This window comes from Brucella ciceri, assembly GCF_041930145.1.
In the GTDB taxonomy this organism is placed as follows: Bacteria; Pseudomonadota; Alphaproteobacteria; order Rhizobiales; family Rhizobiaceae; genus Brucella; species Brucella intermedia.
The window spans coordinates 49,840-70,820 of the sequence record NZ_JBHEEV010000013.1 but is presented as its reverse complement, the minus strand read 5'-3'; the positions used below and the strand labels follow the sequence as shown (position 1 = coordinate 70,820).

The following is a 20,981-nucleotide window of genomic DNA, read 5'->3' as shown; positions in this document are numbered from 1 at the left end:
AACAGCCGCACGCTAAAGACAGGAGCGTCTCAAACTTTCGACCGCATAGGGCTCAAGAGTAACCTCGCCAGACTGAGCTATGCTGACGGCCTCATGTTGTGAAGTGATGTTCACCAGCCAGAATTCTTGTTCTGTCGCAAAAGCCAGAACGTGGCCGGGCCGGGACGAAACAAGCTGCTGCCATCTCTTTCCTGCCAGCGCGGACAAGGTTCTTATCGTATTGAAGAGCGGGCGTTTCTCCCCTGCGGGCCTTGGCTCGTTTTCCCCGGCAATAAGCCCGAACGAGCCTGTGACAGCCGAAAGCGTCAGGCTGTCGAGGCCTGCATTCAGCACCGATATGGCGTAGGCCATCGCGAAGCTTTCACCGAATTTTCCATTATGACGCGGGTCGCGGTTGGCCATGGCTATGCGTCTGCCATGCGGGTTTTCCATTGTGCGGCTGCCATAGGGATTCTGGCGCATGGGAATGGTGGACGGCCCGATGCGATAGGGTTTGTCGCCATAGATCGCGCGTACAGAACGGGTAATGAACGGCAGCGCCTCCAGCGTCTGCATGACGCTGAGGTCGTCGGCAGCGTGGACAATCGGATTGGTACAGTGGCTGACAAAATCAACAAGCTCACCCGGAACACGCTTGCGATTGAGCTCGGTGAAATAGCTTAGCATTCCGCCGCCGAGACGCACATTCGGGAAGGCCGCTCTTGCTGCGGCATAAACCTCCTCAAGCGGCGGGCAGGGTGGCCATTCGCTGCCGGGTGGCGTCGATTGCCGGTCTATGGCAGGCGAAACGATGATTGCATCCGGGGTGAAGCCCGCTGCTTTCATATCGGACGCGATTGCAGTCGTCTCGTCGATAAGGTTGGTTTTGCACGGCAACGCAATTTCAAGCGCGACGCGTCCCTTGTGGCTCCCGCCTAATGCTGCGAAATCTGCAAAGACTGAACCTTCATGTCCCGCCAACGGATCGTAATGAAACAGAAGGTCCTGCGGGGCAAGTTCCCGAAGCAACTCTGTTGCAGCTGAACTGGCCTTGGCTTCTTCCGGCGTGATGATGATGCCGATATTGGGCATGACGCCGCCCGTGTCTCCGAAAGTGATTTTCACCGGTTCAGCATGTTGGGCCACTTTGGATGTTGCTGGGCGCGTGTCAGCAATGTTGAGCACAATGCGCTGATGCTGGGGCTTCAAAGCTTCGATCCGGTAGGGCCATGGCAGAGCCAGCGGACGTACATAGGTCTTGTAGGATGCATCTGACCAGTTGCGCTGGTCTTCCATCTCGAACGTATCGCCTTCCATGCGACATTCGACCATGAGGCCGGGGATAGCCTCGTGGGTGATTGCACGCATGTCCTTGAAGGGCTGCCACGGCTCGATCAGGTCGGGGAGGCGGGTTTTGTTGAACACGCCATCGACATGCTCTACAGTCACGGGCGAACCGGCCACGCCGATGACCGGATGCAGAATGCAGAAGCCGCAACGGTTGGTTTCAAAGCCGGTCGCGGTATTGGCCACGGCGTCGAAAGTGAGTGCGCCGTCACGCTCGGCCTGAATGCGGACATCAATGGTGAGTCGCGTTGCATCCGGGCTTTCGCAACGTGCCTGATAGGTGACGATGAAACCGCTGTCGTTTTGCTCAACATTCAGATCATGGATTTCCGGATTATAGGTTCCCCAATCGCGATCCCTTACCAGGTAGGAGATGGCGCGCAGAACCTCGACGCCGTCATAGGTGATGGTGCGAAGATTGCCGTCGCTGAGATCGACGGCAAGAAGCCCTGCTTTCAGATGCGTTGCCGTGGCTTCTGCTTCGCGCGTGCCATAGAGCAGGAATGGATCGACTTTGCTCATTTCAGCAATGCCTTGATGTCGATGCGATTGCCGCTTGCTGCACTGTCATAGGCAGCCTCGACAAGCGCAAAGGTCTTGAGATTGTCTGCGCCCGATGTCGAGGTTTCTGCACCGGAAGCGAGTTTATCCACCCAATGCTGCTGAATGGCAAAAACGCTTTCCTGAATATTGTGCCACGGACGCGAGGCCCAGGAGAGCAGTTTTGGCGAAACGTCGGAAACTGTCGTACCCCCGGACGTAATCACTTCAAGGCGATAGCCCTGATAAAGACGGATCGAGCCTTCCGTGCCGTCCAGTTCGATCAGCGTTTCCGGGAAAGGGTCGGTTTCGTGCTTCGTGGCATAGCTCACATCGACAACGGAAGTAGCTCCATTTTCATGGTCCATGAGAATGGTTGCCACATCTTCGCCCTTGATCTTCGGGTTGACACGCTTGGTGCGTGCGACAAGGCTTGTCACGTCACCCAGAATAAAACGTGCAATATCCAGCGTATGAATGCCAAGGTCTTCGATGATGAAGCGCTCGCCTTCTGCAAGATAAGGCTGGCCGGAGAAAACATCAAAGCCGGAGCGGAATGAAAAGCGACCCCAGAACGACGCGCCGATGACGCCGCTGTCGAGCGCTGTGCGCACGGCCTGGATAGGCGTCTGCCAGCGGAAGTTTTCATGCACCATGAGAGGAATGCCTACCTCATCGCAGACCTTCACCATCGCCTTTGCATCGTCGAGCGTCTTCGCAAAAGGTTTCTGGCAGATTGCCGGCACCTTATGGGCGGCAGCAAGTTCCACCAGCGCGCGGTGGCTTGCAACGGTGGTGGCGATATCGACAAAATCGATGCCGCCGTCCGCAAATAGCGCCTTAGCATCCGTGTAGCGGCGCTCGATGCCAAACTGGTCGCCGACAATCTTCAACCGCTCCGGGTCGCGGTCGCAGATTGCCTCGATCTTGGCACCCGAAACGTCTTTCCATGCATGCATCTGATTGATTGCGAAGAAACCGCAGCCGATCAGAGCGCCATTCAATTCTGCCATTTTTAACCCGCTTTTGCCATTTGCATGAGTGTAACGCGCTGCTGGAGGCGGCGCTGTGCCTGATCGACCACCACGGCGATGATGATGACAAGGCCCTTGATGACCATCTGCCAGAAGGACGATACGCCCATCATGACGAGACCGTCGGAGAGAATGCCGATGACGAATGCGCCGATGATGGTGCCGCCAATGGTGCCGCGCCCGCCCGACATGGAGGTGCCGCCGAGAACTGCCGCCGCAATGGCGTTAAGCTCAAACGAATTACCTGTTGCCGGATGCGACGACATGAGTTCGGACGAGATGATAAGCCCCGCGATCGCGGCGCAGAAGCCTGAAAACATATAGACGAACATCTTTACGCGGTCGACACGGATGCCGGACATGCGCGCAGCGCGTTCATTGCCACCGACTGCGAAAATCTGACGACCAAGAGGCGTATAGCGCGCGATATAGGCTGCGGCCAATGCGACGACGATCAGAATCCAGATCGAGACCGGAAGACCGAGAATGCTGCCTGATCCGAGGAAGGCGAAGCCGGTTGTGCCCAGATCTTCACGGCCCACAAGGTTCGGGAAGGTCTGACCATCGGAAGACAGAAGTGCCAGACCGCGCGCCACATAAAGCGTGCCGAGTGTCGCGATGAAGGGTGCAACATTCAGTTTGGTTATCAATAGCCCGTTTATGAAGCCAACTGCGATGCCGACCGCCAGTGTGATCAGCGAGATTTCGATGATGTTGAAATAGATTGTATAGCCGATGCCAAGATCGATACCGTAGATCAGAAGACCGCCGGCAACCATGCCGCAAAGCCCGACAATTGAGCCGACTGAAAGGTCGATGCCGCCGGTGATGATGACGAAAGTCATGCCCATTGCAAGAAACGCGTTAAGAGCAACGTGCTTTGACATCAGGATCAGGTTGGCGGTCGACAGAAAGTTCGGTGCTGCGAACGAGAAGAAGATGAATACCGCGAAAAGCGCGATGAAGGTTCTCAGTTTCATAAGCGTCAGCAGGGCCGAGCCGCTGTTAAAGGTTGAGTCAGTGGCGGCCGTCGTCGTGTTGGCTGTCATGACGCGCGTTCCCTTGTTTGTTTGCTGTGGTCGTTGTCATGCGTATGTCCGTGGCCCTTGGCCGAAGCGGCAACAATATCGGCTTCCGTTGCTTTATCGCGGTCGAAAATGGCAATCAGCTTCCCATTGCTGAGCACCGCGATGCGATCGGAGAGCGCCATGACTTCTTCCAGATCAGAGGTTGAAAAGAGAATGGAAAGACCTTCGGCGGCAAGCCTGCGCATGGTGCGGAAAACGTCGGCTTTCGCACCCACATCGATGCCGCGCGATGGCTCGTCCATCAGGAGAACTTTTGGATTGGTCATCAGCGCCTTGCCGATGACGACCTTCTGCTGGTTGCCGCCCGACATTGAAGTGACCTCAAATTCCGGGTTCGGCGCCTTGATGGAAAGGTCTTGGATCGCCTGTTGAATGGCCTGTTTTTCACGCTTTGGCGTGATGTGGAAAAAGCGGGCCAGGCGGTCGAGGCTTGCCAGTGTCAGATTACTGGCAATCGACAGGATCTGGACCAGGCCTTCGCGCTGGCGATCTTCCGGGATGAGTGCAAGGCCGCGCCGGATACGACGGGTCGTGTCTCGCTCCTTCACTTCCTCGCCATCGATATAGATTTGGCCCGTAGAATGCCCGTGCTGCCCCATCACACATTCGAAAAACTCGGAACGTCCAGCCCCCATAAGGCCGTAGATTCCAAGAACTTCACCTGCGCGGACGGTTAGCGAGACATCATCGACTGCCAGCCCGCCTGTTGGGCGGGGCAGCGTGATGTTTTCGGCGCGAAACCGTTCCGCACCGATCTTGTGGGTCACGGGCTTGGCAAAATCCTTGGCATCCGAACCGATCATCGAACGAACGATCCATTGCGTATCGATATTTTTGATTTCTTCCTGGCCGGTGATTTTTCCGTCGCGCAGAACGGTGATGTAATCGCCGATCCGCATCAGTTCTTCGAGACGATGCGAAATATAGACGATTGCCACCCCTTGGCTTTTCAATTCAGCAATCACCTTGAACAGAATATCCACTTCGGCTGCGGAAAGTGCCGAAGTCGGCTCGTCCATGATGACGATGCGTGCATCGAGCGAAATGGCCTTGGCGATTTCGACGAGCTGCTGTTGTCCGATGGGCAGATCGGCCACAAGCGTATTTGCGCTGATGCCTGCATCAAGCCGGTCGAGATACTCGCTGGCTTTTGCGACCTGCGCCCTGTGATCAATGCCCCGCAAACCGCGTGTAATCTCGCGTGTGGCAAAGATATTCTCTGCCACAGTCATGTTTGAAAACAGGTTCAACTCCTGAAAGATCATCGCAATGCCGCGCTTCTGCGCGTCGGCGGGGCTGTCGAATGCTACTTCCTCGCCATCGAGAATGATCTTCCCCATGGTCGGGCGCTCAACACCCGCGATGATTTTCATCAGCGTTGACTTGCCAGCACCGTTTTCACCGACAAGCACGTTGACCGAGCCGCGGCGCAATTCAAGATTGGCGCGCTTGACCGCGACAATGCCTGAATAGACCTTGGAAACATCTTCAAGCTTGAGGACGATATCGTGCTTCCGGTTCGATTCCGTCTTCATGACTCATTTCTCCAAAGAGATGGAAACGGGGGTGAGAACCGGAAGCTGACCCTTTGACGGCAAGGGGAAAGCGCCTTGCGCTTTCACCTTCATGCCGACCAGATTTTCGCGCGGCAGTTTGGACAATACGTCGTCATTGATGCGGGTATTGAAAGCCTTGCCGAACTGCGCCCAGTCGATCTGGTTGCGGAATTCGTTGAAGTTCACGAATGAGAGGCTGTCGCGGATTGCAGTGCCGCGAACGGTTGGCCCAATCTGCACGCGTGCATCTGGCTTGCCATCGCCATTGCTGTCGACGTCGACATAGGCGGCGCGGGATTTCGTTTCTGCGGCGACCACGGTGCCTTCAAGCCTGACGACGAAAGTCCAGGGGGCATTGCCTTGCTTTTCGCGATGACCGTATTTCGCTCCGGCGGCGTCCGCGTCTGCATCTGCTGTCTGCATCACTTCATCGAGCGTCGCAGTTTTTTCGGCAAAGAACGGCTTAACCTTTGCGTCCCAGATGTCGGAAACCGAACGATCCGGATTGAAATTATCGCCGCGTGCTTCTGCGGCTTCTTCCGCTGTCGGGGTCTTGATGATTTTGCAGCCCGAAAGCGCGACACCGCAGGCCAGCAGAATAATGGAAGCTGACTTCAGCACTGACATGAATCTATCCTCGATATCAGGAATGTGCCGGGAGCGGTGTACGCCCCCGGCCTCGCAAGCTTAAGGGTTAGTCCTTCAAGGCGAAGGTTTCGAGCTTGTCGGCATTGTCAGGATTGATGAGCACGCAGTCCATCAGCTGCTTTTCCTCAGCTGGTCCCTTGCCGGTCTTGATATATTCGTCAGCCTGGACGACGGCCATCTGTGCCTGGGCATAGGCCGGCTGGAGAACGGTTGCCTTGATGCCGCCCGCCTTGATGGAATCGCGAACATCGTTCGAACCGTCGAAGCCGACCACGATAACGTCCTTGCGGCCTGCAGCTTCAAGTGCTGCCCATGCGCCCATGGCCATGGTATCGTTGCCCGAAATCACACCCTTGATATCCGGATTTGCCTGCAGAATGCTCTGCATCTTGGTGAAAGCCTCGGTCTGGCTCCAGTTGGCTGACTGCTGTGCAACCATCTTCATATCAGGATATTCATCGATGACGTCGTGATAGCCCTTGGAGCGGGTGCCCGCGTTCAGGTCGGATTCACGGCCCAACAGTTCGACATAATTACCGGCTTCGCCCATCAGTTTGACGAATTCTTCCGCACCCAGCTGCGCGCCCTGATAGTTGTTGGATACGATCTGCGAAACCGCAACCCCCGAAGCGTTGATTTCACGGTCGATCAGGAATGAAGGGACCTTGGCATCCTTGGCCTTCTGCACGGCGGCAATCGATGCTTCCGAACCGGCATTGTCGAGAATGATGGCTTTTGCGCCACGACCGATGGCCGTATCGACCAGCTGCGATTGCTTTGTCGGATCGTCGTCATGCTGAAGGATCAGTGTTTCGTAGCCAAGTTCCTTGGCCTTGGCTTCAGCGCCTACTGCTTCAGCTTTATAAAACGGATTGTCATGCGATGGCGTGATGATCGCGATCAGGTCAGCAGCCCATGCCGGCATGACAACGCCGCCTGCCAATGTTGCCGAAACGGCCGCAATCGCAAAACCGCGCGCAATTTTTCTGCGTGTGAATTTCATGTAGACCTCCCAATAAGCCCCATTTCCCAAAAGGGCGGAAAAAGGGGAGAGCGTGCGCCGCCCCCCCAAGTGACGTCACGTAATGCGACGGATGCTTTCTGCGATTTCTTCCGGTTCGAAAACGTTCTTCCAGTCGTCGCGCATCAGCGCCGGAATGCCGAATTCTATTGCCTTGTTGCAGGCATCGGAGAATACGCCCTGGACTTCGCCAAAGATGACGGCGCCGAGAACATTCATATGGCCGAGAAGGAAATCCCGAGCTGCTTCTTCTGGAACGCCGCGACGAATGCTTTCATCCATGGCCTGTTTCATGACGACAAGAAGCGATGCGCAAACGGTTTCCGAAAGGCCCGGCTCGAGGATTGCAAGCTGCTCAACGGTAACGCGGTGCGAGCGCATGACAGGCGCCCAGATGACCTTGGCGATTTCTTCACCGAGCGCATAGGCTTCTTCCGGCCCCTGCATGAGAGCCGAAACGATGTGCTGCTTTGCAAACAGACCGCCGAAGTGGTCCTTCTTGGCCTGCATGTCCGTTTCGTCGTTGAAGATCGGCGGATGGCACGGATGGGTCACGAAATAGGTGAGGTCTGCACGCTCGGGCAGATGACCGGCAAATGGCGCAGCCGCGTCGAGCGCAATAACCATCGTGCCGGGCTTGAGCTTGTCGACGATGCCTGCGGCAACCTTTCCAATGATGGTATCCGGCACGGCCAGGATGACCACTTCAGCGCCTTCGAGTCCAGCATCGGCGTCGACGGTGTCGATGCCAAGATCGTTCTTGAGGCGGGCCTTGCCTGCGTCGCTGACTTCGATGTGGCGTACGTCGAAGCGCGAACCTTTGAGGTTCTTGGCCAGACGGTAACCCATCTTGCCGCCCGCTCCGAACAAAGCGATAGCTGTCATGATTGAAATTTCCTTCCCATGTTTTGGTATCGCAACTGGTATAACCAGTCAATGAGTATTCCAGATTAGACGCGTGTTCCGTCGCGAATCTGGCTGAAGTAATTGTCAGAGCCGACCTGACCGCCCTTGAGAGCAATCTGCAGGCCATTGGTTGCAGCGTGAGTGCTATGTGCAGTGCAAAGCGGCGAGCCCGGAGTTTGTGGAAGCGGCAAAAGCGTGGTGAGCGCGTCAACATGCAATTCGCGCAATGCGTGGCTGGAAGTGTCCCCGCCTGCAATGACTGCGCGGGTAAGCCTTTCGCGCTCGACAAGGCTGCGGAGTATGAATCCGAGGCTACGCGCCAGTTTGTGACGGCTGCCTACGATCCTGTCGATCTCAGTGCCGCGATCAGCAGAAGGACCAAGTGCGGTGTTAAGGATTACGCTGTTGCCCTGTTTGAGCGCCTTCTCGCCTTCAGCAATAGCCGTTTCGATTACCTGATTGCTGTTTTCGCCGACAAGTTCGAGGGGATTGAGATCAATGCCGGTAAAGCCTGATGCTGTCGCATGACGGATCTGGCGTTCCGTCGTGGGCGATACGCTTCCTGAAACGACCGCAATGCGGTCTGCCTTGCCGGGGAGCGGAAACTCTCTTTTTGATCCAATCAGTCCCGCTTTGGTCCATGCGGCCAGAAGCGCGTATTCAACGCCCGACGAGCCAGCGACGAACCAGCCTTCGCGGGCACGCAAGCGCCAGAGCTGTTCGCCTGCTTGCAGCTGACTTTCATGACTATCGACGTCGAACAGCAACATGCCGTCAACATTGTTGGCGATAGCGCTGACGCGATCATCGACGTCCTGCGAGCCAAGGGTTGCAAGGTCTGCGAGTGCGGTTTTAAGCGTTGTCTGTTGAGCCAAATGCAACCGCAGATCCGCCTCATGCATCGGCGTGACCGGATGGCGGCTCATGACCGGGTGGCGGTCGATGCGATAGACCTCGCCCTGATAGGCGGCGAACAGATTGCCGAAAGCCGTGTAACGCTTCAGTTGTGGTGCGCCGACAATCAAGGGCACATAGGCCTGATCGAAGATCGCTTTGGCGATTTCCACGGCCCTGCCGATATTGCCGACATGCGGTGCGGAATCGAAGGTCGAGCAGACCTTGTAATGCGCAATAGCCGCATTGAGGCCTTTCAACCAGTTGAATGCCGGGGTGAGGTGTTTCTCCATCCATTCCGGCGTTTCGCTGCGGCTGGTACCCGCGAGGCCGATAGCCTTGCAATGAGAAAAACGGGCAAGCAGCTCTTCATCCGGAACATTCATGAACAGAACGGTATCGACGCCGTGAGAAGCGAGTGCCTCCATGACATCGGTCGAGCCGGTGAGATCGTCGCCGTAATAGGAGAGCAGCAGTCTGTTGGAAACCTCTGACATTACTCGCCGCCTTTTCCGAATTTTGCGAGCGAGGCTGCAAGTTCTGGGTGATCTGCTGCATATGTTTCGAGCGGGATGCCCGCGACAGCCGCTTCCCAGGCCTGTTGCACGGCACGAACACCAGCTGCCGGGCCGCCCGGATGGCTGACAATGCCGCCGCCGCACAGATAAAGCAGGTCCGTGGTGCGGCCCGTGCGCTCGTAAGTTTCCGGCGCCTGTCCGCCCCACTGGCCGGACCCCGCCACAGGAAGCGGACAATCGGATGGCTCAAACAGCGGTGTGCTGACGGCCTTGAACGAATTGACGAAGCTTTCGTCCGGCTCCCAATATTTCACGCGGATGCCGTTGATCTGGAACTGATCGACGCCGAGCAGACGCCAGAACTGCTGATAAACGCGGAAATCCATACCTGCACCTGGATTGCGGGTCAGGCGGCTGGTACCCGCGAGGCCGATAGCCTTGCAATGAGAAAAACGGGCAAGCAGCTCTTCATCCGGAACATTCATGAACAGAACGGTATCGACGCCGTGAGAAGCGAGTGCCTCCATGACATCGGTCGAGCCGGTGAGATCGTCGCCGTAATAGGAGAGCAGCAGTCTGTTGGAAACCTCTGACATTACTCGCCGCCTTTTCCGAATTTTGCGAGCGAGGCTGCAAGTTCTGGGTGATCTGCTGCATATGTTTCGAGCGGGATGCCCGCGACAGCCGCTTCCCAGGCCTGTTGCACGGCACGAACACCAGCTGCCGGGCCGCCCGGATGGCTGACAATGCCGCCGCCGCACAGATAAAGCAGGTCCGTGGTGCGGCCCGTGCGCTCGTAAGTTTCCGGCGCCTGTCCGCCCCACTGGCCGGACCCCGCCACAGGAAGCGGACAATCGGATGGCTCAAACAGCGGTGTGCTGACGGCCTTGAACGAATTGACGAAGCTTTCGTCCGGCTCCCAATATTTCACGCGGATGCCGTTGATCTGGAACTGATCGACGCCGAGCAGACGCCAGAACTGCTGATAAACGCGGAAATCCATACCTGCACCTGGATTGCGGGTCAGGACGTCCCAGCCGTTGCGATGGGCATGAAGTACGAGACCCGAACGCTTGCGTAGAAAGCTCATGCCGCCAAAGCCGACGGAATTTATGTTGACTACCGCGCAATTGCCGCCTGCTTTCAGCACCATGTCATGGTTGCGCATCATTTCGTCAGGATCGGCATGAGAGATGCCGAAGGCATACATGACCTTCTTGCCGGTTTTCTGCTCGTGATCGAGAATACGCGGCATGATCGCGGCGATGCGCTCTTTGAGCGGCGAATAGGCCGGGCTCATCAGCTTCTCGTCGTCCTTGATGAAATCGACACCAGACTGGATTAACTCGCCGACCAGTTCTGCGGTTTCGTGCGGACGCAGGCCAAGTGCCGGCTTGACGATGGTGCCGATGATCGGACGTTCCGCAACGCCGGTAAGGCGACGGCTTCCGGTGATACCGAATTGAGGGCCGGGATGTGCTGTGTGGAAAGCTTCCGGCAACTTCATGTCCACGACGCGGATGCCGGTCATGCCCTTGATCGAATAAACGCCGCCAACGGCTATCGTCATGAGTGCTGCAAGATCGGTGCCGATAGCATCAAGCGGAAATGCGATATCGACATCCGCGCGCTTGATTGGGCCATGTCCGGGTTCAAGCTCTGGCCATGTGGGGCACGTTGCGTCTTCCAGCGGACGGATTTCCAGCACACGCGCCGCGACGCGCGCCTTGAGTTCTTCCGTTTCACCCGGAACGGCGACAAACGTGCCGGTCGACTGATCGCTCGCAATCTTCGCGGCCATCTGTTCGATGCTGCCGGTGGTCTCAATGCGATAGGTCAGGTGGATGTACATGGCTACTACCGGAACAGGCGATTGGTTCGTTGCCCGCGATACTTCGCTGGCTTTTACAGGTCGACTGGTATAATGAGTATTCCATTATGCGCAAGTGAAAAATTGTGCGGCGCTCGGGCTGCTGTGGGCAAACAGCTTTTCTCCGGACAGTCGAAGATGCATAAGAAGGAAAAGCGCCTGAGGGGTGAGATGTAATGAACCAGCCATTCGAACCTATTGTTCGTCGCAAATTGTCCGACGAAGTTTTTGATCGGCTCGAAAATATGATTACTTCCGGCGAGCTGGAGCCGGGAGACGAGATGCCGTCGGAACGCGTGCTGATGGAACGTTTCGGTGTCGGTCGCCCTGCAATTCGCGAGGCAATGCAGTCGCTCGCCAAAATGGGACTGGTGAGCATTTCACACGGCGAGCGTGCCAAGGTGTTGAAGCTGACTGCAAGATCGATTTTCCAGCAGGTGGATCCAACCGCAAAGATCATGCTTGCGCAGTCAATGGACACGCTGGAAGATTTGAAGAGCGCGCGCATTTTCTTCGAGCGCGGCATCGTCCGCGAGACCGCGCAGAAAATTACCGAGACTGATATCGCTGAACTGCGACAGATCATCGAACGGCAGCGGGAATCGCTCGGTGACGCAGACGCCTTTATCGCAGCCGATATGGAGTTTCATGTCCGGATAGCCAGGATTTCCGGCAATCCCATTCTAGTGGCCGTGAGCGAAGCCATGCTTGCCTGGCTGAAGGAGTATCACACTCATATGCTTATCTGGACCGGCAAAGAGAAATATACGCTCGTGGAACACGAGGAGATATTGGATTGTCTGTCCGTCAAGGATGCAGACCGCGCTGAAGCTGCCATGCTTCGACATCTTGAACGGTCGCGTACACTTTACAAAAAGGAATAGAGCCTTCGCGAAGGATAGGGAGGGGTATTCGCAGCCTCTCAGCTGTCAGATTTTTCGAACCCCGCATAAATATCCGCTCTGGTCTGAGGCACAGCGGAAATACCGCGTTTGCGCTTCGAGGCCAGAGTCTGGTTGATCTGGACGGTTCCTCGCTCAAATGCCAGCGAACATCCCGCAAGATAGAGCAGCCATAGGCGCGCTTTCGGATAACCTATTTCAGCGACGGCCTTATCGAAATTGTTATAGAGGCGTTCGCACCATAACCGACACGTCATGCCATAATGTTCGCGGAGATTTTCGACGTCGTGGACTTCAAACCCGTGCCCTTCGAGGTTTTCTACTGTCATGCCAAGATGGTCGAGTTCCCCACCAGGGAAAATATACTTCACCAGAGCCTTATGCTCTGCGCTTTTACGTTTGAAGGATTTCTTGTCCTTTTTCATGCGCCGGGTGATTGCGTGATGCATGTAAAGCCCGCCGGGGCGCAGAAGTCGATGGACGGCGCTGAAATAGCTGTCGTAATTGGCGATACCAACATGTTCGAACATTCCCACAGATGAAATCTTGTCGAACTGACCGTCAAGCTCTGCATAGGATTTGACGTGGATGGTAATCCTGTCTTCAAGTCCTGCCAGCTTGATCCTTTCTCGCGCCAGCGCCGTTTGGGCTTCCGATAACGAAACGCCGGTGCCGATGACACCAAAATTCTGCACAGCATAAATCAGGAGAGCGCCCCAACCGCACCCGATATCAAGAAGCCGGTCCCCCGGTTTCAATCGCAGTTTTCGGCAGATGAGCTCCAGCTTGTCCTTCTGTGCCTGGTCGATATCATTAGCCCAGTCCGTGAAGTAGCCGCAGGTGTAAACCATTCGCTCATCGAGGAATAAACGGTAAAACTCGTTGGAGACGTCGTAGTGATGCGTGATTGCCTCCTTGTTCGATCCGCTGACGAAAGGCTCCTTGCCGTCAAGAACATCGCGTCTATTGGGTTTACTAGCAAAAAGAAGAGCCGGGAGATCCTTGAGGAGTTGCCATTTTGGCAACTCCTTCAGCCTGTTCTTCACGCTCCCGTCGGTTTTGGCTTTGGCGAGATCGAAGATTGTACCATTGCTGATATCGACCCGACCTGAGGTCCATATCTCGATCAGTGAATCGTAATTCGGTTTGAGAAGGAGCTGCCGAACGATCGTCGGATCGTTGATCACCAGTGACGGACCGTCGAATGCGCCTATGCGCGTACCGTCCCATAACTCCACATTGAACTGTGGCCGCAGCGTTTCAACAACTGTCCGAATGATGCGAACAGATCTGGCTTCAACGGTCATGCCATGCCTCTCTATTGAGGTTTCGGACGGTGATCTTCCCGGGCTGACCCTAACCTAAGGTGCTTAGGATTGCAGTCATAAAATCGTGACGGTTACGACCATGCCCTCAGCGCGAACAGCAGTTGACATGCGGGATTGCCTGCATGTTGCGTTTCGGTCAAAACAGCGGGGTAATTTGCGATTCAGGAAAAAGAAGAGCCGATGGTTAAACGTTCAAAGATAAGCCGATGGCTTACAATATACTTGGTCGCTGTCTGTTTTCTGAATTTCCCGCCCGAATTGCATGCGCAACAAGCCGCAGGTGCAGAGGTCTCAACGGGCACTGAAGAGACATCGCACCATCCCGCACCGGCAACCAACACCTTTGGTCAGACGCAGTTTGTTCTAAGCGACGATCCCATCATCCCTCCGCGCGATTATGCAAAAGGGTTGGAGATACCGAATCCTGGCGAATACGATCCCAATGAGTCCGGCACTATTTTTGATATCGTTTATCGGGGCGTTGTCGATGGCAGGATGCGTTTCGAAATCCGCGGTTACACTGCCAATGATCTGCAAACCCCGGATACGGGGCAAATGTTGGATTTCCCGGCTGACCAACATGCCATCGAAATCAGAAATATCCGGATCGATGTGGATGCTGCTGAACCGGGAAGTCTGACCTATAGGGCTAACAGGCTTTCTGACGGTACCGGTAAGTAGCCGGGATATTGCAGCCGGCACTTGGATGGAGCTGTATCCGCCGAATGGTGCTTTTTGTTCATTCAATGCGGCGTTGTTGAGAAGTGTCTGACACGTTGAACTATGAAACGATATAGGAACGGCAAGTACGAGCTTGTGATTCGAAGAGCCGAAATTGCTCCGCATTGGACCACGTTAAAAGGCAGAGGGCATGGAATTTCCCCGTGACATTGTAGATGCGGCCAGAAATTTGTGGCTCGAAGTCTCAGAGGCCAACGAAAGAATAGCACCTGTTGACGCAATCGCGCTTGCCATCCTCCGGGAAAGGCAGCGATGCGCGACGATTGCGCTCTGCGTGTTTGATGATGAAGAGTGGTCGGACGATTATCGCATGGCAGGCGGGTTGGCTGCGGATGCAATACTCGCAGGAAATGGCCATGTTTCGGATTAGAGCGTTCGCATCGTCGTTGAAACTCATCGCGCACGGAAATGGATCGAAATGGTAATCAAACATTCAGGGATAGGGGTCGTTTGCCTGCTTTCACTGGCAGCGGCGGGGTGCACGACATCGCCGCAGAATTATGCAGCCACCCTCTCATCTCAGGACCCCAAATGGCAGTCGCCGCAGTGCGAAGAAATTCGTGCTGAGGCTGTGAACTATGAGGCGAGAGAAACGAAGGCTTCCGATTTGGCTCCAGGCCTGCTTATCGGTCCCTACGGGCTCGGCATTGCGGCAGCCATAAAAGAGAACGACGAGAAGCGCAGAAAATTGTTCGTTCGTGAGATGCATCTGCGCTGCTCGAGCTTGCCTCTTCCGAAGGAACTTGAAAACACCCAAAGCGAAACGAACCAGTCGAAACGGGCGGATACTTTTCGATAGATCGTTAGGCTCTGCAACCTGTCTCCGACTTAGACACCCTCTTTAACAGTGAGATAAAATGTCCAAATTCGTCCCCGTAATTGCGTTGCATGGCGGCGCTGGAACCATTCTCAAGGCCAATATGACGCCAGAGAAGGAAGCGGCCTATCATGCCGGATTGCGTGAATGCCTGCGGGCTGGACTGGACGTCTTACGTAAGGGCGGCAAAGCTCTCGATGCTGTGACGGCATCTGTAATGGCTCTGGAAGAAAATCCGCTTTTTAACGCCGGGCGAGGAGCTGTTTTCACCGCAGACGAAACGCACGAGATGGATGCAGCCATCATGGATGGCGCTACGCGCGCTTGTGGAGCAATTTCTGGAATTTGCGGCCCGCGCAATCCTGTTCTTGCGGCACGTGCGGTCATGGAAAAGACCGAACACGTATTTTTGGCGGGTGAAGGAGCAAAGCGTTTTTGCGAAGCGGCGGGCCTGGAAATGATGGCTCCCGAATGGTTTTCGACAGAACAACGCCGCAAGGCATTGCATGACGAAATGGAACGTCGTCGCAGCGGCGCAGCCGACGATGGCGATCCAGCCCGCAAGCATGGCACGGTAGGCGCTGTCGCACTGGATAGCTTCGGACATCTGGCTGCTGCTACCTCCACGGGTGGTATGACTGCGAAGACGCCGGGACGCGTTGGCGACAGCCCGGTCATCGGCGCGGGAACCTGGGCGGACGATCAGACGGTTGCGCTTTCCGCCACGGGTCACGGAGAATATTTCATCCGCTGGGCGGTGGGCCATGAAATTGATGCACGGATGCGCTGGGCAGGGCAATCACTCGACGAAGCAGCCGGCACCGTTGTCCGTGAACTTGGTGAAATCGGCGGTTCTGGTGGTCTGGTTGCGGTAGACCGTAAAGGCAATGTCAGTCTGCCGTTCAACAGTCCGGGCATGTATCGCGCATGGTGCGGTACAGATGGTGAGATTCATACCGGCATTTATGGCCTGGATTGAATAGCTCGCTGAGATTGCAGAGCTTGCTGGGGTTTTGCAAGTTCTGTTGTCTTGAAACGGTTGTTTATATCGTAAGGGACTATTCCATACGCCTTAAATCTCTTTCTGAAGATGCTGGCAACGTCAGCTTCAACACACTAACGGATCAGTATTATTCGAGCCCCGGCGGGATAAGCCTATCAACGATATGACCGCGCATGGCAACCTATTCCAAATTGGAATGGCAAGTCTAAAATTGCATTGGCCAAAGCCTAAATTTGCTGCCTATAAATTTCAAACAACAAAATTGACAGTCAAGGGAGGATGCTCCTCAGCTTTTCTTTAAGCTTTTGAAAAAGAGAGAGATTAGCTTCGGGCAACTAAGACTGGCGCGCCTTTCAAACGAGCGCAAAAAAATGGGGAAATAAATGACGGAAGCCAAGTGCGTTCCGGAGGGGAGGAATTACCCTTCTGACGAAAAGGCGCAGCTATTCAATGATATGGCGCCTCAAAGCGGCGCCAGTGATGCGGTAAGTGCTGCGCAACCGACGCAGCAGTTCCGCTTGCCGGTCAGCGATCTGCATGAGCTTTCCGTTTTGGAATATGGTAATCCGAAAGGCATCCCAGCGGTCTTTCTGCACGGCGGTCCTGGTGCAGGCGTGTCAGCCAGGCAGGTAGCCAGTTTTGATCTTGATACCTATCGCGTCATCACCTTTGATCAGCGTGGTGCGGGTCGTTCCACCCCTGCCGCTGAAATTGCTGAAAACACCACACAGCATCTGATCATGGATATGGAAACCCTGCGTGAAAAGCTCGATATCGAGCGCTGGCTCGTGGCGGGGGGGTCCTGGGGATCCTGTCTTGCGCTTGCCTATGGCCTGGCATACCCGCAGCGTTGCCTCGGCTTTCGGCTGCACGGCATATTTCTCGGCGGGCAGGAAGATGTCGATTGGTGGTTCTATGGCTGTCGGGCTATTTTTCCAGACCACTGGCAGAAATTTGCCGAATTCGTGCCGGCAAGCGAACGCAGCGATCTACTTACCGCTTATTATAAGCGGCTAACCTCTGGAAACCCGCTACAAGAACAGGAAGCCGCCAAGAGCCTGCGAGGATTTTCGGCACGTACACAAACTTTCGAACCGAACACGGACCATGTTTCCAAACTTTTGAAGCCGGAAGCGGCTTTGTCTGTATCACGCATTTTTACCCATTATTGCGTCAACCGGGCTTTTCTTCCAGACAATTATCTCCTCGATAACATCGATCGTATCCGACACCTTCCCGCTGAAATTGTGCAGGCGCGCTACGATACTGTCACTCCGATGATGACGGCGTGGAAACTCAAGGAAGCCTGGCCGGAAGCGAATTTCACCATCGTCACGCTTGCCAATCATCAGTCGACAATCGGCCCGATGGCAGATGCACTGACAGCCGCATCAGCCCGGCTGGCGAGACAATTGACCTAAGCCCACACTGCAATGCCTGGAATTGAGGACAGTTCGATGTTCGATACAAGAACCGCCGAGACATCGCTTTCGATGACGCACTACATCGATATCTGCAAGGCAGTAAAGCCAGCCGTCTCGCCGGATGGTGAGCTTCTGGTTTATCTTAGCGATGAAAGCGGCACGGCGCAGGTCTGGGCGCGCCCGCTCGCGGGCGGCAGGCCACGCCAGATTACCAACCTACCAGAACCGGTCGGCAATCTTGCATTCAATCCGAAGAGCCGTGATCTGCTCATAACCACCGACTGGGGTGGTGATGAGCGTCACCAGCTGTGGCTGATCGAAAACGCCGAAGGAGAACCGCGTCTCCTCACCACTGATACGACGGTGGTGCACGCCTGGGGCTGCTGGTCGCCGGATGGAACGCAGATCGCCTATGGCGCCAATTATCGCGACCGTTCGCATATGGACATTTATGTGATGACCGTTGCCACGGGCGAGACCAAATGTGTCTACAAAGGTGCCGGCTGGCGCACGCCCGCCGCCTTTGCGCCCGATGGCAAGTCGCTTCTGGTCAATGATTGCCAGCGTGCCATGACGGATCAGGATTTTTGCCGTCTCGATCTCGAAACAGGCGCTTATGAGAACATCCTGCCACATGAGGGCCGGGCGCGCTATCAGGCTCCGAAATTCTTCAAGGACGGTTCCGGCATTCTCTTGATTGCCGATCAGGAACGTGAGTATCTCTCGGTTATGGTCAAGCCGCACGGTGTGGCAACGCTGACAGAACTTGCCGCTTTCGAAGGGCGAGATGTCGAAGCGCTCGCAATCTCACCTGACCAGAACGCGATAGCACTCGTCGTGAACCGTCAGGGCTGGAACGATGTGGTTCTGATCGGCCGTGACGGAGTCGTACGGAAACAGCTAGAGATGCCGGTTGCAGCGGTCGTCGCTTCGATGGCGTGGGCGCCTGACGGCACGTCGCTGATCATGCCAGTGGAAGGCGCCACGATGTCGGGCGATATCTGGCGCTGCGATGTTGAAAGCGGTGTTTTCACGCGCCTGACGGACGTGCCGAAGGCTAAGGTGAAACTGCCAGCCTTTGTGGAACCCACGGTAACGAGCGTCGCAAGTTTCGATGGTCTGGAAATCCCTTATTTCGTCTACAAGCCGGAACGTGCAGCCGGCCCTGATGGTTATCCGGTGATGATCATCGTACATGGTGGCCCCGAAGCCCAGTGGAAGCCGGACTTCCGGGCTGACATCCAGTATATGCTGGCGCGGGGCATCATGGTCATCGCGCCCAATATTCGCGGCAGCACTGGCTATGGCCGCGCCTATCAGCACCTCGATGACCGTGAGCTGCGTATGGACAGCGTAGCCGATCTCTGGGCGGTGCGCATGGAGATCGGGGCACGCGATGATGTGGACGAGAGCCGTATCGGTGTGTTCGGCCGTTCCTATGGCGGGTTCATGGTCCTATCAGCCATGACGGAATATCCAGATTTGTGGAAGCTGGGCGTCGAATATTACGGGATCGCGAATTTCCTCACCCTGCTGCAGACCACGGGACCTTGGCGCAAGGAATTGCGTGCAATCGAATATGGCGATGCCGAAACCATGCGGGATCAACTGGAGCGGTTCTCACCCATCAATCGGATCGGCAACATCGCCGCGCCATTGATGATCGCGCACGGCCTGGAGGACCCGCGCGTCACGCCATGCGAGAGCGAAATGGTCTATTCGTGCCTCCGCGGTCTCGGCAAACCTGTCGAATATCTGCGCGTTCCGCATGAAGGCCATGGCTTTGCACGCATTGAAAATCGCCGTCGTGTTTTTGGCGCGCTTGCCCGTTTCATCGACGAGAATCTTTAGAAGTAATGTGGGGAGAATACGCCGTGAAGAATGGTGAAGAGATCTGGGATCTTGTGGACGCGAAGAAGGCTGATTTTGAAGCCTTGAGTGATCGAGTCTGGGGCATGCCGGAGATCGCTTATACCGAATATAGGTCCTGTGCCGAGCATACTGAAATGCTGAAGGAACAGGGGTTCCGTATCACCGAGAACGTGGCTGGCATTCCCACCGCCGTGATGGGCGAGGCCGGCGAGGGCGGGCCAGTCATCGCAATCTTGGGGGAATACGATGCTCTTCCTGGCCTCAGCCAGGAAGCCGGTATTGCGGAACCCCGCCCGATCCCTGGCACGGGACATGGCCACGGCTGCGGCCACAATCTTCTGGGGTCCGCTGCCATTTTGGCCGCGACGGCGGTCAAGGACTGGTTGGAACAGACCGGCAAGAAAGGCCGTGTACGCTATTACGGTTGCCCAGCAGAAGAAGGCGGCGCGGCCAAGTCGTTCATGGCGCGCGCCGGCGCTTTCGACGATGTCGACATTGCCATCTGCTGGCATCCGGCTTCGTTCACACAGGTGGATGACGCACAGTCGCTCGCCAATACGCGCATGGATTTCGAATTCACCGGACGAGCCTCCCATGCCGCCGCGGCACCGCATCTGGGGCGTTCGGCTCTGGATGCGGTGGAGTTGATGAGTGTCGGCTGCAATTATCTGCGAGAACACATCCCTTCTGATTGCCGTCTTCACTATGCCTATCTCAATGCGGGCGGTATCGCGCCAAATGTCGTGCAGGCCAAGGCCAAGGTGCGCTATGCCATTCGTGCTACCGACCTGCCGGGCATGTTCGCCCTCAATGAACGGGTGAAGAAGGTTGCCCAAGGCGCTGCGATGATGACGGAGACGACCGTCGACATTTCCATCATGAGCGCTGTCTCGAACCTCCTGGGCAACACGCCGCTCGAAATCGCGATGCATTCGAACATGGAGCGCCTGGGTGGTGTGCCGTTCGATGATGCGGACCGTGCGTTTGCCGCCAAGATTCAGGCAACCTTGTCGAAGGAAGACATAGAAACTGATTATCTACGCGTTGGCCAACCGCTGGCGGAGAATGAACCGCTTTGCGACTACGTCTTGCCGCGCGAGCAGAAAGGTGTGCCGATGATCGGTTCCACTGATCTGGGTGATGTGAGCTGGGTCGTGCCAACCGTTCAGGCGCGCGTGGCAACGCATGCGATCGGTTCGCCCGGTCATTCGTGGCAGATCACCGCTCAAGGCAAAATGCCGGCCGCGCATAAGGGCATGGTCTATGCCGCCAAGGTGATGGCGGGCACGGCGCTAGATGTTCTTCAGAACGAGAAAATCCTGAGCGACGCCAAAGCTGATCACAAGGCCCGCACGGCAAAGACACCCTACACTTGCCCGATCCCACCTGAAGTCAATCCACCACTTCAGCCGCGTCCGGCAGATTAAACGGCTGAATGATTGCACTTGGTGCTGCGCGTCCGCGCGCAGCACATTTGAAAATGCCCAACCATA

At 56.0% G+C, this 20,981-nt stretch carries 19 protein-coding genes; 8 read left to right on the top strand and 11 right to left on the bottom strand.

Features of this window, described 5'->3' with window-relative positions; genetic code table 11:
• Window positions 1–12: 12 nt before the first annotated feature.
• The 10 genes from apnL to oiaX form a co-directional block, all read right to left on the bottom strand.
• Window positions 13–1,848 (bottom strand): D-apionate lactonase, encoded by a 1,836-nt coding sequence (gene apnL / locus JNC63_RS19800; protein WP_006470101.1) that lies wholly within the window; start codon window positions 1,846–1,848, stop codon window positions 13–15.
• Window positions 1,845–2,879, bottom strand: coding sequence for a Gfo/Idh/MocA family protein (locus JNC63_RS19795; RefSeq protein WP_006470102.1), 1,035 nt, complete (start codon window positions 2,877–2,879; stop codon window positions 1,845–1,847). The genes apnL and JNC63_RS19795 overlap by 4 nt, the downstream gene beginning before the upstream one ends.
• Before the next feature lie 2 nt (window positions 2,880–2,881).
• Window positions 2,882–3,949 carry an ABC transporter permease gene (locus JNC63_RS19790; protein ID WP_006470103.1) on the bottom strand — a complete coding sequence of 356 codons (1,068 nt, stop codon included), beginning with the start codon at window positions 3,947–3,949 and terminating at the stop codon, window positions 2,882–2,884.
• Window positions 3,946–5,523 (bottom strand): sugar ABC transporter ATP-binding protein, encoded by a 1,578-nt coding sequence (locus JNC63_RS19785; protein ID WP_006470104.1) that lies wholly within the window; start codon window positions 5,521–5,523, stop codon window positions 3,946–3,948. The genes JNC63_RS19790 and JNC63_RS19785 overlap by 4 nt, the downstream gene beginning before the upstream one ends.
• A gap of 3 nt (window positions 5,524–5,526) precedes the next feature.
• Window positions 5,527–6,171 carry a DUF2291 family protein gene (locus JNC63_RS19780; protein ID WP_374846698.1) on the bottom strand — a complete coding sequence of 215 codons (645 nt, stop codon included), beginning with the start codon at window positions 6,169–6,171 and terminating at the stop codon, window positions 5,527–5,529.
• Between the two features lie 67 nt (window positions 6,172–6,238).
• Window positions 6,239–7,195, bottom strand: a complete 957-nt coding sequence (locus JNC63_RS19775; protein ID WP_006471861.1) for a D-ribose ABC transporter substrate-binding protein — start codon at window positions 7,193–7,195, stop codon at window positions 6,239–6,241.
• A gap of 75 nt (window positions 7,196–7,270) precedes the next feature.
• Entirely contained in the window at window positions 7,271–8,098 is an 828-nt protein-coding gene (locus JNC63_RS19770) for a phosphogluconate dehydrogenase C-terminal domain-containing protein (RefSeq protein WP_006470107.1), read from the bottom strand.
• Window positions 8,099–8,163: 65 nt separating this feature from the next.
• Complete coding sequence (locus JNC63_RS19765) at window positions 8,164–9,510, bottom strand: four-carbon acid sugar kinase family protein (RefSeq protein WP_006470108.1); 1,347 nt, start codon at window positions 9,508–9,510, stop codon at window positions 8,164–8,166.
• Complete coding sequence (locus JNC63_RS19760; protein WP_115168609.1) at window positions 9,510–10,127, bottom strand: RuBisCO large subunit C-terminal-like domain-containing protein; 618 nt, start codon at window positions 10,125–10,127, stop codon at window positions 9,510–9,512. Before JNC63_RS19760 ends, JNC63_RS19765 begins: the two co-directional genes overlap by 1 nt.
• Window positions 10,127–11,383: a 3-oxo-isoapionate-4-phosphate decarboxylase OiaX gene (gene oiaX, locus JNC63_RS19755; protein WP_039853580.1), complete on the bottom strand. Its 1,257-nt coding sequence runs from the start codon at window positions 11,381–11,383 to the stop codon at window positions 10,127–10,129. The genes JNC63_RS19760 and oiaX overlap by 1 nt, the downstream gene beginning before the upstream one ends.
• Before the next feature lie 194 nt (window positions 11,384–11,577).
• On the opposite strand from oiaX, the gene JNC63_RS19750 reads away from it, so the two are divergent.
• Complete coding sequence (locus tag JNC63_RS19750; RefSeq protein WP_006470110.1) at window positions 11,578–12,285, top strand: transcriptional regulator NanR; 708 nt, start codon at window positions 11,578–11,580, stop codon at window positions 12,283–12,285.
• 38 nt (window positions 12,286–12,323) lie between these two features.
• On the opposite strand, the gene JNC63_RS19745 is transcribed toward JNC63_RS19750, so the two are convergent.
• Complete coding sequence (locus JNC63_RS19745) at window positions 12,324–13,610, bottom strand: SAM-dependent methyltransferase (protein WP_006470111.1); 1,287 nt, start codon at window positions 13,608–13,610, stop codon at window positions 12,324–12,326.
• A 201-nt stretch (window positions 13,611–13,811) separates the two neighbouring features.
• On the opposite strand from JNC63_RS19745, the gene JNC63_RS19740 reads away from it, so the two are divergent.
• The 7 genes from JNC63_RS19740 (at window position 13,812) to JNC63_RS19710 (ending at window position 20,915) form a co-directional block, all read left to right on the top strand.
• Entirely contained in the window at window positions 13,812–14,312 is a 501-nt protein-coding gene (locus JNC63_RS19740) for a hypothetical protein (protein WP_006470112.1), read from the top strand.
• Between the two features lie 190 nt (window positions 14,313–14,502).
• On the top strand, window positions 14,503–14,742 hold the full coding sequence (locus JNC63_RS19735; protein WP_006470113.1) for a hypothetical protein: 240 nt from the start codon (window positions 14,503–14,505) through the stop codon (window positions 14,740–14,742).
• 48 nt (window positions 14,743–14,790) lie between these two features.
• Window positions 14,791–15,171: a hypothetical protein gene (locus JNC63_RS19730; RefSeq protein ID WP_006470114.1), complete on the top strand. Its 381-nt coding sequence runs from the start codon at window positions 14,791–14,793 to the stop codon at window positions 15,169–15,171.
• A gap of 58 nt (window positions 15,172–15,229) precedes the next feature.
• A complete protein-coding gene (locus tag JNC63_RS19725; protein WP_006470115.1) occupies window positions 15,230–16,168 on the top strand; it encodes an isoaspartyl peptidase/L-asparaginase family protein in 939 nt (312 codons plus the stop codon).
• Window positions 16,169–16,575: 407 nt separating this feature from the next.
• Complete coding sequence (pip, locus tag JNC63_RS19720; RefSeq protein ID WP_006470116.1) at window positions 16,576–17,613, top strand: prolyl aminopeptidase; 1,038 nt, start codon at window positions 16,576–16,578, stop codon at window positions 17,611–17,613.
• A gap of 36 nt (window positions 17,614–17,649) precedes the next feature.
• Window positions 17,650–19,467: a S9 family peptidase gene (locus tag JNC63_RS19715; RefSeq protein WP_006472105.1), complete on the top strand. Its 1,818-nt coding sequence runs from the start codon at window positions 17,650–17,652 to the stop codon at window positions 19,465–19,467.
• A gap of 23 nt (window positions 19,468–19,490) precedes the next feature.
• Window positions 19,491–20,915: a M20 family metallopeptidase gene (locus JNC63_RS19710; RefSeq protein ID WP_006472104.1), complete on the top strand. Its 1,425-nt coding sequence runs from the start codon at window positions 19,491–19,493 to the stop codon at window positions 20,913–20,915.
• The last annotated feature ends 66 nt before the right edge of the window (window positions 20,916–20,981 follow it).

Excerpts from the sequence above, each read along its gene's own strand:
- JNC63_RS19775 (WP_006471861.1), bottom strand. The coding sequence starts at position 7,195 with ATGAAATTCACACGCAGAAAAATTGCGCGCGGTTTTGCGATTGCGGCC.
- JNC63_RS19765 (WP_006470108.1), bottom strand. The coding sequence starts at position 9,510 with ATGTCAGAGGTTTCCAACAGACTGCTGCTCTCCTATTACGGCGACGAT.
- JNC63_RS19770 (WP_006470107.1), bottom strand. The coding sequence starts at position 8,098 with ATGACAGCTATCGCTTTGTTCGGAGCGGGCGGCAAGATGGGTTACCGT.
- pip (WP_006470116.1), top strand. The coding sequence starts at position 16,576 with ATGACGGAAGCCAAGTGCGTTCCGGAGGGGAGGAATTACCCTTCTGAC.
- JNC63_RS19740 (WP_006470112.1), top strand. The coding sequence starts at position 13,812 with ATGGTTAAACGTTCAAAGATAAGCCGATGGCTTACAATATACTTGGTC.
- JNC63_RS19725 (WP_006470115.1), top strand. The coding sequence starts at position 15,230 with ATGTCCAAATTCGTCCCCGTAATTGCGTTGCATGGCGGCGCTGGAACC.
- JNC63_RS19790 (WP_006470103.1), bottom strand. The coding sequence starts at position 3,949 with ATGACAGCCAACACGACGACGGCCGCCACTGACTCAACCTTTAACAGC.
- JNC63_RS19760 (WP_115168609.1), bottom strand. The coding sequence starts at position 10,127 with ATGTCAGAGGTTTCCAACAGACTGCTGCTCTCCTATTACGGCGACGAT.
- JNC63_RS19785 (WP_006470104.1), bottom strand. The coding sequence starts at position 5,523 with ATGAAGACGGAATCGAACCGGAAGCACGATATCGTCCTCAAGCTTGAA.
- JNC63_RS19745 (WP_006470111.1), bottom strand. The coding sequence starts at position 13,610 with ATGACCGTTGAAGCCAGATCTGTTCGCATCATTCGGACAGTTGTTGAA.
- JNC63_RS19750 (WP_006470110.1), top strand. The coding sequence starts at position 11,578 with ATGAACCAGCCATTCGAACCTATTGTTCGTCGCAAATTGTCCGACGAA.
- JNC63_RS19780 (WP_374846698.1), bottom strand. The coding sequence starts at position 6,171 with ATGTCAGTGCTGAAGTCAGCTTCCATTATTCTGCTGGCCTGCGGTGTC.
- oiaX (WP_039853580.1), bottom strand. The coding sequence starts at position 11,383 with ATGTACATCCACCTGACCTATCGCATTGAGACCACCGGCAGCATCGAA.
- apnL (WP_006470101.1), bottom strand. The coding sequence starts at position 1,848 with ATGAGCAAAGTCGATCCATTCCTGCTCTATGGCACGCGCGAAGCAGAA.
- JNC63_RS19730 (WP_006470114.1), top strand. The coding sequence starts at position 14,791 with ATGGTAATCAAACATTCAGGGATAGGGGTCGTTTGCCTGCTTTCACTG.
- JNC63_RS19795 (WP_006470102.1), bottom strand. The coding sequence starts at position 2,879 with ATGGCAGAATTGAATGGCGCTCTGATCGGCTGCGGTTTCTTCGCAATC.
- JNC63_RS19715 (WP_006472105.1), top strand. The coding sequence starts at position 17,650 with ATGTTCGATACAAGAACCGCCGAGACATCGCTTTCGATGACGCACTAC.
- JNC63_RS19735 (WP_006470113.1), top strand. The coding sequence starts at position 14,503 with ATGGAATTTCCCCGTGACATTGTAGATGCGGCCAGAAATTTGTGGCTC.